General features: G+C 65.4%; 15 protein-coding genes. 3 read left to right on the forward strand and 12 right to left on the reverse strand.

The features are described 5' to 3' along the window. Positions 1-62: 62 nt before the first annotated feature. The 6 genes from cfa to arsH form a co-directional block, all read right to left on the reverse strand. Complete coding sequence (gene cfa / locus ABGX75_RS13805) at positions 63-1,226, reverse strand: cyclopropane fatty acyl phospholipid synthase (protein WP_011506779.1); 1,164 nt, start codon at positions 1,224-1,226, stop codon at positions 63-65. Positions 1,227-1,455: 229 nt separating this feature from the next. Next, a complete protein-coding gene (gene arsJ / locus ABGX75_RS13810) occupies positions 1,456-2,676 on the reverse strand; it encodes an organoarsenical effux MFS transporter ArsJ (RefSeq protein ID WP_287124041.1) in 1,221 nt (406 codons plus the stop codon). Continuing rightward, on the reverse strand, positions 2,673-3,704 hold the full coding sequence (locus ABGX75_RS13815; protein WP_287124040.1) for an ArsJ-associated glyceraldehyde-3-phosphate dehydrogenase: 1,032 nt from the start codon (positions 3,702-3,704) through the stop codon (positions 2,673-2,675). The genes arsJ and ABGX75_RS13815 overlap by 4 nt, the downstream gene beginning before the upstream one ends. Beyond that, positions 3,701-4,108 carry a metalloregulator ArsR/SmtB family transcription factor gene (locus ABGX75_RS13820; protein ID WP_287124039.1) on the reverse strand — a complete coding sequence of 136 codons (408 nt, stop codon included), beginning with the start codon at positions 4,106-4,108 and terminating at the stop codon, positions 3,701-3,703. The genes ABGX75_RS13815 and ABGX75_RS13820 overlap by 4 nt, the downstream gene beginning before the upstream one ends. A 4-nt stretch (positions 4,109-4,112) precedes the next feature. Beyond that, on the reverse strand, positions 4,113-4,529 hold the full coding sequence (locus ABGX75_RS13825; RefSeq protein WP_011506783.1) for an arsenate reductase ArsC: 417 nt from the start codon (positions 4,527-4,529) through the stop codon (positions 4,113-4,115). A 72-nt stretch (positions 4,530-4,601) separates the two neighbouring features. Next, positions 4,602-5,312: an arsenical resistance protein ArsH gene (arsH, locus tag ABGX75_RS13830; RefSeq protein WP_287124038.1), complete on the reverse strand. Its 711-nt coding sequence runs from the start codon at positions 5,310-5,312 to the stop codon at positions 4,602-4,604. Positions 5,313-5,367: 55 nt separating this feature from the next. On the opposite strand from arsH, the gene ABGX75_RS13835 reads away from it, so the two are divergent. Then, a complete protein-coding gene (locus ABGX75_RS13835; RefSeq protein WP_035410123.1) occupies positions 5,368-5,694 on the forward strand; it encodes a metalloregulator ArsR/SmtB family transcription factor in 327 nt (108 codons plus the stop codon). A 16-nt stretch (positions 5,695-5,710) separates the two neighbouring features. Here ABGX75_RS13835 and ABGX75_RS13840 read toward each other — a convergent pair whose 3' ends face one another. The 3 genes from ABGX75_RS13840 to ABGX75_RS13850 all read right to left on the reverse strand — a co-directional run bounded on the left by ABGX75_RS13840 (position 5,711) and on the right by ABGX75_RS13850 (position 9,198). Further along, entirely contained in the window at positions 5,711-7,003 is a 1,293-nt protein-coding gene (locus tag ABGX75_RS13840; RefSeq protein WP_011506786.1) for an arsenic transporter, read from the reverse strand. 124 nt (positions 7,004-7,127) lie between these two features. After that, positions 7,128-8,489: a TrkH family potassium uptake protein gene (locus tag ABGX75_RS13845; protein WP_287124036.1), complete on the reverse strand. Its 1,362-nt coding sequence runs from the start codon at positions 8,487-8,489 to the stop codon at positions 7,128-7,130. 52 nt (positions 8,490-8,541) lie between these two features. Next, positions 8,542-9,198 (reverse strand): TrkA family potassium uptake protein, encoded by a 657-nt coding sequence (locus ABGX75_RS13850; RefSeq protein ID WP_043558175.1) that lies wholly within the window; start codon positions 9,196-9,198, stop codon positions 8,542-8,544. Positions 9,199-9,405: 207 nt separating this feature from the next. On the opposite strand from ABGX75_RS13850, the gene ABGX75_RS13855 reads away from it, so the two are divergent. Then, the gene (locus ABGX75_RS13855) at positions 9,406-10,866 is read left to right on the forward strand and encodes a sodium-dependent transporter (protein WP_347410491.1); all 1,461 of its coding nucleotides are present in this window, start codon (positions 9,406-9,408) and stop codon (positions 10,864-10,866) included. Between the two features lie 84 nt (positions 10,867-10,950). Here ABGX75_RS13855 and ABGX75_RS13860 read toward each other — a convergent pair whose 3' ends face one another. Next, complete coding sequence (locus ABGX75_RS13860; protein WP_035410114.1) at positions 10,951-11,727, reverse strand: SIMPL domain-containing protein; 777 nt, start codon at positions 11,725-11,727, stop codon at positions 10,951-10,953. A 184-nt stretch (positions 11,728-11,911) separates the two neighbouring features. On the opposite strand from ABGX75_RS13860, the gene ABGX75_RS13865 reads away from it, so the two are divergent. Further along, positions 11,912-12,721, forward strand: coding sequence for a helical backbone metal receptor (locus ABGX75_RS13865; protein ID WP_179152083.1), 810 nt, complete (start codon positions 11,912-11,914; stop codon positions 12,719-12,721). A gap of 9 nt (positions 12,722-12,730) precedes the next feature. Here ABGX75_RS13865 and cobO read toward each other — a convergent pair whose 3' ends face one another. After that, positions 12,731-13,333, reverse strand: coding sequence for a cob(I)yrinic acid a,c-diamide adenosyltransferase (cobO, locus tag ABGX75_RS13870; protein WP_011506792.1), 603 nt, complete (start codon positions 13,331-13,333; stop codon positions 12,731-12,733). A gap of 97 nt (positions 13,334-13,430) precedes the next feature. Beyond that, positions 13,431-14,162, reverse strand: coding sequence for a ParA family protein (locus ABGX75_RS13875; RefSeq protein ID WP_011506793.1), 732 nt, complete (start codon positions 14,160-14,162; stop codon positions 13,431-13,433). Positions 14,163-14,429 lie beyond the last annotated feature (267 nt).

Below are 14,429 nucleotides of genomic sequence, written 5' to 3' on the forward strand. Positions count from 1 at the left end.
TTTTGCGTGTCGCGGCCTGGTTTTCGGGGCTTTCCGAACACCAGGTGTCTGGCAAGTCGCGCTTATGAGGTGATGCGCTGATACCCGCCGAGCACGCCAGGCTTGGCGAGCACCCATTGCCACAGCTGGATGTCGCGGGCCCGGAAGGCCGCCGCGCAGGACAGCAGGTAGTAGCGCCACATGCGGTAGAACTCGTCGCCGAAGCGAGCCCGGAACTGCGGCCAGTGGTGCTCGAAGTTCTCCCACCAGGCCATCAGCGTCTTGTCGTAATCGGCGCCGAAGTTGTGGAGGTCCTCGGTGACGAACAACCCGCCGGCCGCGTCGCCGATCTGGCCGATGGACGGCAGGTCACCGTTGGGGAAGATGTACTTGTCGACCCACGGGTCCGGCGTGCTTTCGCGGACATTCTTGCCGATGGTATGCAGCAGGAAGAGGCCGCCTTCCTTGAGGCAACGGTGGGCGACCTCCATGTACTCGCGGTGGTTCTTGCGACCCACGTGCTCGAACATGCCGATGCTGATGACGGCGTCGAACTGCTCGTCGATCTCGCGATAGTCCTGAAGCCGAAATTCCACGGGAAGCCCCTTCTTCATCAAGGACTTCCCGTAGTCGGCCTGCTCGCGCGAGATGGTGAGACCCACGCATTCCACGCCATAGTGCTCGGCGGCGTAGGCCATGAAACTGCCCCAGCCGCAGCCGATGTCGAGAATGCGCATCCCGGGCTTGAGATCCAGCTTGCGACAGATCAGGTCGAGCTTGGCTTCCTGCGCGGCATCCAGAGTCTCGGCGTCGTGCCAGTAGCCACAGGTATAGGTCATGCGCTGATCGAGCATGGCAGCGTAGAAGTCGTTGCCCAGGTCGTAGTGCGCTTCGCCGACTTTCCAGGCGCGCTTGACGCTTTGCAGGTTGGTGAGCTTGGCACGCAGGGCGTGAAAGACCAGCTTCGATGGCTGTACCGCCTTGTTGATGTTGGCACGCAATAGCCGAAAGAAGAATTCGTCGAGGCGTTCGGCGTCCCAGAGGCCGGCCATGTAGGTTTCGCCGAGCCCGAGATTGCCTTCGGCGAGCGCCCGGTCGAAGACCTCGGGGGTATGAACGCGCATGTCCCACGGACGTGTGCCATTGATCTGGATATCGGCGCGGGCCAGGAGGTCGGTGACGAAGCGGTAGCTCTTGTGCTGTTCGAGCACGTTGGTGGTGTCGGTTTCCTTGAGTGGAGCGTTCACTGCAATTCTTCCTCTTGCTCGTGCCTCCAGTGGGGGGTGGAAGCTTATTTTGGCTTTTTCGCTCTGCTATTAGGCTAGTCGAACATTATACGTTATCGACACCGTTTGCACGCTACCGAGTTGATAGTTTTTATAGATGGCAAAACCCATGAAAAATCTATCGTGTGGTGTGCTGTCGACCAGGTCAGGCGAACCGCCGGCCATGCCTCCCCCCGGTCTCTGAACGGGATCACTGCCTTTGTCGAGGCAGACCCATCGCCAGGACGGCGCTGGCGGCGACCAGCGCCGCGGACACCGCCAGACAGGGCGCCAAGCCATGGGCCTGATAGACCCAGCCGGAGAGGACCGTGCCGACGAGACGTCCCATGGCATTGGCCATGTAGTAGAAGCCCACGTCCATGGAGACGCCCTCGGCGCGTGCGAAGCGCACGATCAGATAGCTGTGCCAGCTCGAGTTGATGGCGAAGAGAATGCCGAAGGCCAGCAGCCCCGCGATCAGCCAGGTGACGGTGGTCGCCAGCGGCGTGAGGGCGAGCAGGGCCGGGAGCAGGGCGAGCGCCGCGGCCAGGATGACGGTGGTGCTGCGCGTATCGCCGTGCAGGTGTCGCGTGATGCGCGGGGCCTGGGTCTGAACGCCACCGTAGCCGATCACCCAGACGGCCATCAGAATGCCGACGCTCCAGAAGTTCCAGCCGTGCTGATCGTAGAGGAACACCGGCAATGCCACCACGAACCAGATGTCGCGTGAAGCGAACAGGCACAGGCGTGCCGCCGCGAGAACGTTGACCGCGCGCGACGTGGAGAAGACCTCGCGGAACCTGGGCTTGGCTTTCTGGCGGCCCAGGTCGGCACGCAAACGCCATAGCGAAAGCCCCAGCACCACGGCCAGCATCACCCACATGGCGAGTATCGCGCCCTGGAAACCGATCAGCGTCAGCAACAGGCCGCCGGCGAAGAAGCCGGCCCCCTTGAGGGCATTCTTGGACCCCGTGAGGATGGCCACCCAGCGGTACAGCGCGCCCTGGGCGTTGCTGCTGTCCTTGGGGACCAGCACCTTGACCGCACTCTTGGCGCTCATCTTGTTGAGGTCCTTGGCGACCCCCGAGAGCGCCTGGGCGGCCATGACCCAGGGCACCGTCAAGGCCGAGGCCGGCACCAGCAGCATGCCCAGGGCGACCAGCTGCAGCCCCAGACCGAGGTTCATGGTGCGGTTGAGTCCCAGGCGGGCGCCGAGCCAGCCACCGACGAAGTTGGTGACCACGCCGAAGGCCTCGTAGAACAGAAACAGCAGGGCGATTTCCAGCGGCGAATAGCCAAGCTGATGGAAATGCAGCACCACCAGCATGCGCAAGGCGCCGTCGGTCAGCGTGAAGGCCCAATAATTGCCCGTGACCAGCAGATACTGGCGTATTTCGAAGGGCAGGGCGCGCAGGCGTTGCAGGGTCGTCATCGTGCCGGTTCCCGGGCGTTGCCGACTTTCAAGGCCAGTTCGGCGGTACGATTGGCATAGCCCCACTCATTGTCGTACCACGCGTAGAGTTTTACCTGGGTCTCGTTGATCACCATCGTCGACGGAGCATCGATGATCGCGCTGCGTGGATCGGTACGGTAGTCGATGGAGACCAGCGGGCGTGCCTCGTAACCCAGGATGCCGGCCAGCTCGCCTTCGGCCGCGGCTTCGAGCGCGCCGTTGACCGCGTCGACCGTGACCGCTCGTTCCAGCTCGAAGACCATGTCGGTGAGCGAGGCGTTGGCCAGCGGCACGCGCACGGCGTGGCCGTTGAGCTTGCCTTCCAGCTCGGGAAAGATCGCCGTGATCGCCTTGGCCGAGCCCGTGGTGGTGGGGATCAGGCTCATGCCACAGGCGCGAGCACGGCGTAGATCCTTATGCGGCGCATCGAGGATCGTCTGGGTATTGGTGATGTCGTGTACCGTGGTCATCGAGCCATGGCGGATGCCGAAGGTTTCGTGAATCACCTTGACCACCGGTGCCAGGCAGTTGGTGGTGCAACTGGCCGCGGTGACGATGCGGTGTCGCGCCGGAGCGAAATCGCCATCGTTGACGCCCATCACCACGTTGAGCACCTCGGGGTCCTTGACCGGCGCCGAGACCACGACGCGCGGCACGCCTTGATCGAGGTAGGGCTGCAGCTTGGCGGCCTTGGTCATGGCGCCCGAGGCTTCGATCACCACGTCGCATCGGGACCAGTCGCTGTCGGCGAGATCGCGATGGGTGCTGAAGATGATCGGGGTGTCGTCGATGACGAGCGAATCCGTCTCGGCGCGAATGCCCGTGCCGGGAGACCAGTGGCCGTGGACCGAGTCGAATTCCAGCAGATGGGCGAAGGTCGCCGCATCGCCGCCGGGATCGTTGATGCGAACGATCTCCAGCGGTTGCGTCGCGCGCGACGCCCACAGGACGCGCAGGGCAAGGCGGCCGATGCGCCCGAAGCCGTTGATGCCGATGCGTAATGTCATGCGATGTCTCCTGACGTGGAGGAAAAGAGAGCCGGCCTGGGCTCGGCGTGGCAAGCCGCCTGACGCCGGCTGGGGGTGCCGGCGTCGGCGAGTCGTCGGTGAGCCGTGATGACCTCCGGCGGCGCGGCGTCGCGCGAGGCCTCGAGAATGGTCGAGACCCATTCGGGCAGCGTCGGCTCGAGGCGATAGTAGATCCAGGCACCCCGGCGGCGACCGCGCAGCAGGCCGGCACGACGCAGGTAGGCCAGATGGCGCGATACCCTGGGCTGCGGGGCCGCCAGGGCCTCGGTCATTTCGCAGACGCACAGCTCGGGTTCGGTGCAGAGCAGCAGCGTCAGCGTCAAGCGCGTCTCGTCGGCGAGACAGCGGTGCAAGGCCGCCGGGGTCAGCACTGCCGTGGTCACTGGCTCAGGCCTCCCGGGACTGAACGCTCAACCATAGCCGCAGACGGCCACGAATCTCTTCGAGGGTCTGGGTGTAGGCGCCGTCACGCGGATTGAGGCGCGGGTCCAGGATATCCCAGAACAGCAGCTCGTCGGTGTTGCCTTCCCAGTCGCGGCAGCGCTGCTGGGCTTTTTCGCAGAGGATGATCACGCTGTCGAAATGCTCGCCGGCATAGGCCTCCAGCGATTTGCTGGCCAGCCCCGTGGTATCGATGCCCAGCTCTGCGAGAGCCTGCAGCGCCGCCTGCTGCGGCTCATCGGGCTCGACGCCGGCGCTGTAGGCCTCGAAGCGCTGTCCGGCCATGTGACGCAGCAGGGCTTCGGCCATCAACGAGCGGGCCGAGTTGGCGTTGCAGAGAAAGAGAACGCGTTTTTTGCTCATGGGTCAGCCTCGTGGGATATATGGCTAGACGAATATGCCCGAGATCCATGTCATTTCGATGAACGTGCCGGGCTACATGCCACGCTGATTGACGCGCCGAGATACCTCTTCGGCACTCTCCTTGCGTTCGGAGTAGCGGTCGGTGAGCAGGTCGCTGCGGTCGCGTGTCAGCAAGGTGAACTTCATCAGCTCTTCCATCACGTCGACGATACGGTCGTAGAGCGGCGAGGGCTGCATGCGGTCGTCGTCGCCGAATTCCAGGAACGCCTTGGGCACCGACGACTGGTTGGGGATGGTCAGCATGCGCATCCAGCGACCGAGAATGCGTAGCTGGTTGACCGTATTGAAGGACTGCGAGCCGCCGCAGACCTGCATGACCGCCAGGGTCTTGCCCTGGGTCGGGCGGACACCGCCCAGCGCCAGCGGAATCCAGTCGATCTGCGCCTTCATGATGCCGGTCATCGCGCCGTGACGCTCCGGGGAGCACCACACCATGCCTTCCGCCCACTGCGCCAGCTCGCGGAGCTCCTGAACCTTGGGGTGCGAGGCGTCCTCGCTGTCCGGCAAGGGCAGGCCGCGCGGATCGAAGCAACGTGTCTCGGCACCCATGGCAGCGAGCAAACGCGCGGCTTCCTCGCTGACCAGACGACTGAACGAGCGTTCACGCAGCGAGCCATGCAGCAGCAGGATGCGCGGCGGATGCGTGCTGAGTCGGGGCGCCATCAGCGCATCGCCGTCGGGGACGGCGAAAGATGCGGTGTCGAGATTGGGAAGGTCGTGCATGAACGACTCCTGTGTGGGATAGTCGGGTCAACGTAACTTCTACCGTTGTGCAAATATGGAAACGAATGACGCTCTCAAGGCCTTGTCGGCGCTGGCGCAGCGCACGCGACTGGCGATCTTTCGGCACCTGGTGGGGGTCGGCCCCGACGGTGCCTTCGCCGGCGATATCGCCGAGGCCCTCGGGGTCTCGCCCTCGACGCTCTCCTTCCATCTCAAGGAGCTCGCGCACGCCGGTCTGGTACATGGCGAGGCACATGGCCGGCATGTCCACTACCGTGCCGATTTCTCCCGGATGCGCGGCCTGGTGGATTACCTGACCGCGCACTGCTGTGACGATCGCCCCGAGCAGTGCCGATTGCCGGACGACACCGGCCGCTGCTGATCCCGGGGCTGGCGCTTCATGCCGCGAGAAACTGTAGCCAGGCAGCCAGTGCCAGCAGGGTGACCGTCAGCACGGGGACGGTGAGCACGATGCCCACGCGGAAATAATAGCCCCAACCGATGGTCATGCCCTTGCGCGCCAGGACGTGCAGCCACAGCAGGGTGGCGAGGCTGCCGATGGGCGTGATCTTGGGGCCCAGGTCGCTGCCGATGACGTTGGCATAGACCATCGCCTGCTGGGTCAGGTCGGTGACGTCGCTGGCATCGATCGACAAGGCGACCACCAGTACGGTGGGCATGTTGTTCATCACCGAGGAAAGCCCGGCGGCGATGAAGCCTGTCCCCAGCGTGGCGATCCAGGGGCCATGCCCGCCCAGCCATTCCAGACCGCCGGCGATCATGTCGGTCAGTCCGGCGTTGCGCAGGCCATACACCACCAGGTACATGCCCAGCGAAAACACCACGATGTTCCAGGGGGCGTCGCGCAGCACCTTGCGGGTGTGGATGTGATGACCGCGCTGGGCGATCACGAACAGGATCGACGCACCGATGGCGGCGATCACGCAGACCGGTACGCCCAGCGGTTCGGCCACGAAGAAGCCCACCAGCAAGAGCCCCAGTACCCACCAGCCGGCCTTGAAGACCGCCGGATCGCGGATGGCCTCGCGTGGCTTGCGCAGGTCGCCGAGGGCATAGGTCGAGGGCACCGCACGTCGAAAGAACAGGTACAGCATGCCGAGCGAGGCAAGTACCGAGACGATGTCCACGAGCACCATGACGCCCGCGTATTCGCCGAAGGCGATATCGAAGTAGTCCGCCGAGACGATATTGACCAGGTTGGAAATCACCAGCGGCAGGCTGGCGGTATCGGCGATGAAGCCGGCGGCCATCACGAACGCCAGTGTCGCACCGGCGCTGAAGCCCAGGGCGACGAGCATCTCGAAGACGATCGGGGTGAGGATCAAGGCCGCGCCATCGTTGGCGAACACCGCCGCGACCACGGCACCGAGCAGTACCACCAGGACGAACAGGCGACGCCCCCGGCCGTTGCCCCAGCGGCCGATATGCAAGGCCGCCCATTCGAAGAAGCCGGCCTCGTCGAGCAGCAGGCTGGTGATGATGATGGCAATGAAGGTGAAGGTGGCGTTCCAGACGATCGACCACACGGCGGGAATGTCCGCGGGGTGGATGACCCCGGTGAGTAGCGCGATCAACGCGCCCGCGCTTGCGCTCCAGCCGATCCCCAGGCCACGCGGCTGCCAGATGACGAGAATGAGCGTGGCGATGAAGATGGGCAGGGCAAGCAGCATGAGGCGTCCGTCGCGACTATCGAAAAATGACGCTTCTATATTTGAACAATCATGGAAATATTGCAACCGTTCGCCTGCCGTCGCCCGCGTGCGGGCAACGACAGTGGTACCACGAGCCGGTACCTCAGCCGATCTGGATGTGGCCCTCGGCGTAGCGCATTCCCCGCGTGCGCCGCGTGGCCAGGAAGTACCCCAGCGACAGCGGTCCGACACGGCCGAGCAGCATGGTGAGCATCAGCATCCATTGGCCGGGCAGCGACAGTTCATTGGTGATGCCGCGCGACAATCCCACCGTGCCGAAGGCGGAGACGCTCTCGAAGGCCAGATCGAGGAACGCGAGGCGGCCATCGGTGATGCACAGCACCAGCAGCGTCACGAACACCAGCGCCACCCCGGCCAGCGCCACGGCGACGGCCTTCATCACCGTCTGTTCGCCGATGGCGCGCCCGTAGGCCGTGGGCTGCGTGCCGCGCAGGAAGGCCCGGGCCACCAACAGCAGCACGATGAAGGTGGTGAGCTTGATGCCGCTGGCGGTGGAGCTCGCGCCGCCACCGATGAACATCAGCAGCATGGTGAGCAGCGATGAGGCGTCGGACATGGCCGCGGTATCGACGCTGTTGAAACCGGCGGTACGTGGTGTCACGGCCTGGAACCAGGCCGCCTGCAGCTTGTCGCCGAGGCTTTCCAGCCCGCCCAGTGTCGCGGGATTGTGCCATTCGAGCGCTGCCATCGCCGCCATGGCGACCAGGTTGATGGCCAGGGTCGCGCACAGCACGATCTTGGTCTGCATGGAGAACCGTCCCCAGTGCCGCTTTTCGCGAATGTCGCTGATCACCACGAAACCCAGGCCGCCGACGATGAAAAGGCTGCTGACGACCAGCGTGACCAGCGGCGTGCCGACGTCGCGCGTCAGGCTGTCGGGCCACAGCGAGAAACCGGCATTGTTGAAGGCGGATACCGCATGAAACAGGCTGGCCCACAAACCGCGCGACCAGCCGAGCTCGGGGACCCAGTGCAGCGCGAGAAGTCCCGCCCCCACTGCCTCGACCAGGACGGCGAAGGCTACCACCAGGCGCACGAGTTGCGAGAGTTCACCCAACGAGGTTTCACCGAGGGCTTCTCGCACCAGGTTCTGCTGCTGCAGGGGGAGGCGGGCCCCCAGGAGCAGCAGGGTCAGAGCCCCGAAGGTCATGAACCCCAGTCCGCCGATCTGGATCAAGGCCAGCAGCACGACCTGGCCGAACGGTGTGAAAGCGCTGGTATCGACGACCGCCAGCCCGGTGACCGTCACCGCCGAGGTGGCGGTGAACAGCGCCTCCTGCCAGTCGAGCGTTACCGTCGCGGCCATGGGCAGGCGCAACAAGCCGCCGCCGATCAGGCAGAGCAGGGTAAAGCCCAGCAATAGCGTTTCCGGCGGCGAAAGCCTAAGTACGCGGCCGTGTGGCGTATGTCGCCAGGGGCGTGACAGGCGTTGCCAGAAACTCATGAGCACGCCCCGTGGAGCCGTGCGTCGCTCGGGGCGCGGTGGCGAAGTGGTGTCATAGCTTGTTGCCCAGCTCGCGCAGCGCGGCGAGATCCCCCATCAGAACCAGGTGGTCGCCGCGTGCCAGCTCGGTAGTGCGCTCGGGCGCGCGGATTACCTCGTCGCCTCGCTTGATGGCCACCAGACACAGGGCGCGTTCGTCGATATCGAGCTGCGCGACGGTGGCGCAGTGCTCGGTGAGGCGTTCGGTTGCCTCGATCTCGACGATGAACTCGCGTTCGCCGAGACGGATGAAATCGACCATGGCATGATAATTGAGGCTTTCGGCGACGCGGATGCCGGTGTCGTATTCGGGGTACACGATATGGTCCGCGCCGAGGCGGTCGAGCAGCTTGTAGTGAGCGTCCGAGTGGGCCTTGGCCCAGATTTCGCGGGCCCCCAGTTCCTTGGCGTGCAGGGTGCAGATCACGCTGGCCTCGAGGTTGCCGTCGACGTCGATGACCACGGCGTCGTAGTCCTCCAGCGACAGCTCGGCGAGTGCCTTTTCGTCGGTGACGTCGGCGATGACGGCGTGATCGAGGTGCTCGGCCATGGCGTCGACACGAGACTCGTCGCGATCGACGCCAAGTAGCTGATTGTTATGCCGCTTGAGCTCGCGAGCGACCGTGCTGCCGAAATAGCCGAGTCCGAGAATGGCGAATTGGCGTGTCATGCGACCTCCAGGGCTGTCGATGCAAGTGATGCGCCGGGTCCGGGAGTCAGCTTCGCATAAGCCGGCAATCGGCTCCAGCGATTGCCTCGCCGTCGCGGTTCGGGCGGACGCGGTTCGCGAAATGTCGATGGAAAACGGTAGAATCGCCCGGTGGCAAGTGCTCGCGCCGCGCTGCATGAACCACAAAAATAACCCTTCAGGTGAACCATGACGGCAAGACAGCAACCCAAAAATCTTTGGATCGGCCGCTGGGGCTTCGTGCTGGCGGCGACGGGCTCGGCAGTGGGCCTTGGCAATATCTGGAAGTTTCCCTACATGACTGGCGAGTACGGCGGCGGCGCCTTCGTGCTCGTCTACCTGGCCTGCATTCTGTGCATCGGGATCCCCGCGATGATGACCGAGATCGCCTTCGGGCGGCGCGGGCGCGGGAGTCCCATCGATGCCGTCAAGCGCGTGGCGCAGGAGTCCGGTCGCGGCAAGATCTGGTCCGGGTTCGGCTGGATGTCGATGCTCGCCGGGTTCATGATCCTGTCCTTCTACGTGGTCGTCGCCGGCTGGTCGCTTGCCTACCTGTGGAAGGCGATCAGCGGCGGCCTGCAGGGTGGCAGCGTCGAGGACATGGCGGCCATCTTCGGCGCCAACAACGCCAATCCGCTGACGCTGGGGGCGTGGAGCACGCTGGTGACGGTGGTGACCATGTTCATCGTCGGCAAGGGGGTGCAGGAAGGCATCGAGCGCAGCATGCGCTGGATGATGCCGGGCATGGTGCTGTTGCTGTTGGCCATGATCGTCTATGCCATGTTCTCCGGCGGCTTCGGCGAGGCGGTGACGTTCCTGTTCTCCTTCGAGGTGGGCAAGCTGTCCAGCGCTGGCCTGCTGGCGGCGATGGGGCATGCCTTCTTCACGCTGTCGCTGTCGGCGGGGGCGATCATGGCCTACGGGGCCTACCTGCCCGACAGCAAGTCCATCGCGCGCACCACCTTCACCGTGGCGATCTGCGATACGCTGATCGCGCTGATGGCCGGTCTGGCGATCTTTCCGGCGATCTTCGCCAACGGCATGGATCCGGCCAGCGGGCCGGGGCTGATCTTCATGAGCCTGCCGCTGGCCTTCCAGCAGATGCCGCTGGGCAATGTGCTGCAGGTGATCTTCTTCGTGATGCTCAGCGTGGCGGCCCTGACCTCCGCCGTGTCGATGATCGAGGCCACCGTAGCCTGGCTGACCGAGCGCAAGGGCATGAGTCGCAAGCGTGCGGCATGGAGCAGTGGCATCGTGCTCTGGTTGCTGAGCACGCTGGCCATGCTGTCCTTCAACCTGGGTGCCGACTGGACGCTCGCCGGGAAGACCGTCTTCGACTGGCTCGATTACCTGACCTCGCGCTGGATGATGCCGCTGGGCGGTCTGGGGCTCTGCCTGATGGCCGGCTTCCTGCTGCGCGACGAGATCTTCCGCGACGAACTGCGGCTCTCCAGGCGCCAGCATGCCTTGTGGCTGCTGATGGTCCGCTACGTCAGTCCTCTGGGCATCGTGCTGATCTTCATCGATGCGCTGGGAGTGATGAGCATCGATATCGGCAGCCAGTGGCCGTGGTTCCTCGCGGTGCTGGTGGCCATCACCGTGCTCGGTGAGATGCTGAGCCCGCGCGTCAGGCGCCAGGTGGTTGGCTGAACGCGGCCCCACAGACAGGCACGACAGATGAAGAAGCCCGGCCAAGGCCGGGCTTCTGCGTGTCGAGAACTGACGCGCGCCTCGTCAGGATCCGTCTTCGATAGTCCAGGTGACGCTGACGCCGGCGTCGATGCCGATCTCGCCGGCCCGATACTGCGGCGCGGCCTTGGCGTCGGCGGACTCGGCCCGCATCATCATGGGGCGAGGCGTGTAGTCGGGTGCCTGGGTTTCCTCGACGCGCACCACACGACCGAGCTTGACCTCGAGGGTGTCGGCCATCAATCGGGCCTTCTGCCGGGCGCGCTCGAGTGCCTGGGTCAGCGCCTTGTCGCTGGCGGCATCGCGGTCGGCGAGGTCGTATTCCACGCCGTCCAGCGCGTCCACGCCCGCGGCGGTCAGCGCATCGAGAATGCGTGGCAGGTGTTCCAGGTCGCGAATCGTCACGCTCACGGGACGCTCGACCTGGGTGCGTACCCGGGGCTCGGCGTCGTCGTCGCCCTGGGGCTGGATCATGATCTCGGGGCGCACGTTGAGCGAACCGGCCTGGATGTCGCGGCTTTCGACGCCGGCGTCCTCCAGGGCGTCAATCAGATCACCGGTGCGCGATTCCAGTCGCTCGCGCGCATCGCCCAGCGCCTGGGCGTCGTTGCCGGCCTCGCTCTGCGCCACGGCGGGGGTCCGCTCCCAGAGGCGCGCATTGAGGCGGGCCATGTCCGGCGCCACGTTGAGGGTCGACTGGGCCTGCACGTGCAGCTCGTGCGGTGCCTGCGGCCCCGGTTTGGCCTGCGCCTGGGTGGCGACCAGCAGCGTGCCGAGAAGCGCGGTGGCCACGAGGGGGAGACGGAATTCCTTGCGTGTCATACGAACCTCCTGTCGCGGTGAGAAATCGGGCCGCTGCCCGGGCGAGCGACCCATCGGGACATGCTATCCTGCGCGTTCGTCAGTGGCTAATGGAGTCGTGAGATTGCCGCGTCTTTCCCCGTTTCTTGCACATGTCGTGATGCTCGCATGGTTCAGCGTCGCGTCGCTTTTCAGCGCGTCGGCGATGGCAGCGCTCGAAGTCGACGACGACGCGGGCCGTACGGTGGCGTTGACGGCGCCCGCCGAGCGTGTCGTGGCACTGGCGCCGCACATCGTGGAGCTGCTGTACGCGGTGGGGGCCGGCGAGCGCGTGGTGGGGGCCCTCGAGGGCAGCGATTTTCCACGCGCCGCGCGGGACATCCCTCGGGTGGGCAGTTACCGAGGCATCGCCCTGGAAGCCATCATGGCGCGCGAGCCGGACCTGGTGGTGACCTGGCGCAGTGGCACGCCGCGCAGCGTGGTGACGCGTCTCGAGGCGCTGGGCGTGCCGGTCTACGCCAGCGAGCCGCGGCGACTCGCCGACGTGGCTGGCGACCTGCGCGACCTGGGGCGTCTGACCGGTCACGCCGAGGCAGGCGCGCGTGCGGCCGAGGCGTTCGAGGCACGCCTCGCGGCCGCTCGGCAACGCCTGCCCGAAACGCCGCGCGTGTTCTATCAACTGGGGCGCCACCCGCTGACCACGCTGGGCGACGGCCACATCGTCACCCGGGCGATTCGCCATTGCGGCGGGGAGCCGCTGTTCGCGGACCGCCGGGTCCTGGTGCCTGAAATCGGTCGCGAAGCCTTGATCGAGGCGCGCCCTGACGTGATTCTCGCGGCCGCGCCGGACGATGACTGGCAGCAGGCCTGGCAGGACGACACCCTGCTGCCGGCGGTGCGCGAGGGCCATCTGTACACTCTCGATCCCGATGCCATCAGTCGCCCCGGACCGCGCCTGATCCAGGGCGTCGAGCAGGTCTGCCGGGCGCTCGAGCGGGCGACGCCACCGTCCTGACCGGGCGGCTCAGTAGTCGATGCCGCGACGTGCCTGAACGCCGGCATTGAAGGCGTGGCGCACTTCCTGCATCTCGGTGACGGTATCGGCCATGTCGAGCAGTTCGCGATGCGCATTGCGGCCGGTGACGATCACCGTCTGTTCGCTCGGTCGATTGGCGATGGCCTCGCGCACCGAGGCGATGTCGAGATAGCCGAACTTGAGCATGTAGGTGATCTCGTCGAGGACCACGAGATAGACATCGGGGTCTTGCAGCAAGGTCAGGGCGTCACGCCATACCGCCTGGCAGGCGGCGGTGTCGGCCTCGCGGTTCTGGGTGTCCCAGGTGAAGCCGGTGGCCATGACGTGCACGCTCAAGTTGGCGTCATCCGCCAGGCGTTCGCGCTCGCCGCACTCCCACATGCCCTTGATGAACTGTACCACGCCGACGCGATAGCCGTAGCCGAGTGACCGGGTGACCGTTCCCCAGGCGGCGGTGGTCTTGCCCTTGCCGTTGCCGGTGAAGACCAGCAGCAGGCCGCGCTGCTCGGTGGCGGCGGCGACTTTCTCGTCGACATGCGACTTGAGCTTGCGCATGGCGTTGCGGTGGCGGGTCTGGCGATCGTCGGTCATGGTGATGTCCTTGGCAAAACCCGCAACGTACCGCGCTCGCGGCCGTAATGCGACCGCTCATGGGCCCGATGTGCGAGCCCCTGAAGGACGAGCGTGCTTACAGGCGCTGTTCGAGTTCCTGCCAGAGGCCGCGGTACGCTCGCGCAGCGGCGGAGCTGCGGGCGAACTGCGTGACGGGGGCGCGTTCGAGGCCCATGCGCTCGACGGCGCTGGCGTAGGGAATGGTCGTCGTCATCATCAAGGGCCAGTCTTCACTCAGGGTGGCCATGACGTCGAGATGCAGCTTCTTGCGCCGGTCGGCGAGGGTGAAAAAGGGCCACACGGGGCAAGCGTGGTCGACGTCGTCGAGGTGCTCCCGCAACTGCTCCAGGGTACGCAGCGAAAGCGTCGTCGGGATCACCGGCACCAGCAGGGCGTCGGCGCTCGAGAAGACGTGCTCGGAAAGCGTGGAAATGCTCGGTGGGCAGTCGAGGATCACCAGGTCATAGTCGTCGTGAACGGGCTTGAGAATCTTGCGCAACCGGCTGAGCTTGCGGTCTTCCAGCAGGTGATCCAGCTCCCGCGAGCCGAAGGATGCCGGCAACAGGTCGAGCCCGGGCGTTTCGCTGGTGCGAATGACCTTGTCGAAGGAGGCCTTGCCTTTCACCAGCTTGTCCACGCCGCCCCGCACCTTGGGCTTGGCACGCAGGTAGAAGGTCGTGGCCGCCTGCGGATCGAGGTCCCAGAGCAGCACGCGATAGCCGGCCTGGCTCGCCAGGGCGGCCAGGTTGACGGCGGAGGCAGTCTTGCCCACGCCACCCTTGATACTGTAGATGGCTAGCATTTTCATCGAGGCATCTCCCGGCAAGTGGCGCGTGGGGCACCTTGGCAGCGAGGTGTGACGGTTGCGTGTCAGCGACATGACAGTGGCGCCTGGGACGGGCCGATACCCCGCCTGGCGCAAGACATGACGCCATGCTCCACTATACCCTAGTGTGGTGTTTTCAAAGTTCGTACAATTAATCTGGCTTGTCGGTGCGTCGCTCAAGGGCTGATGCTGCTCGACCCACCGACGCCACTATCTCGTCAGCAGTTTTCCGCCATTGGAAAGGCTTGG

The sequence above is a fragment of the Chromohalobacter sp. genome (genome assembly GCF_039830575.1).
Classification (GTDB): domain Bacteria; phylum Pseudomonadota; class Gammaproteobacteria; order Pseudomonadales; family Halomonadaceae; genus Chromohalobacter; species Chromohalobacter israelensis.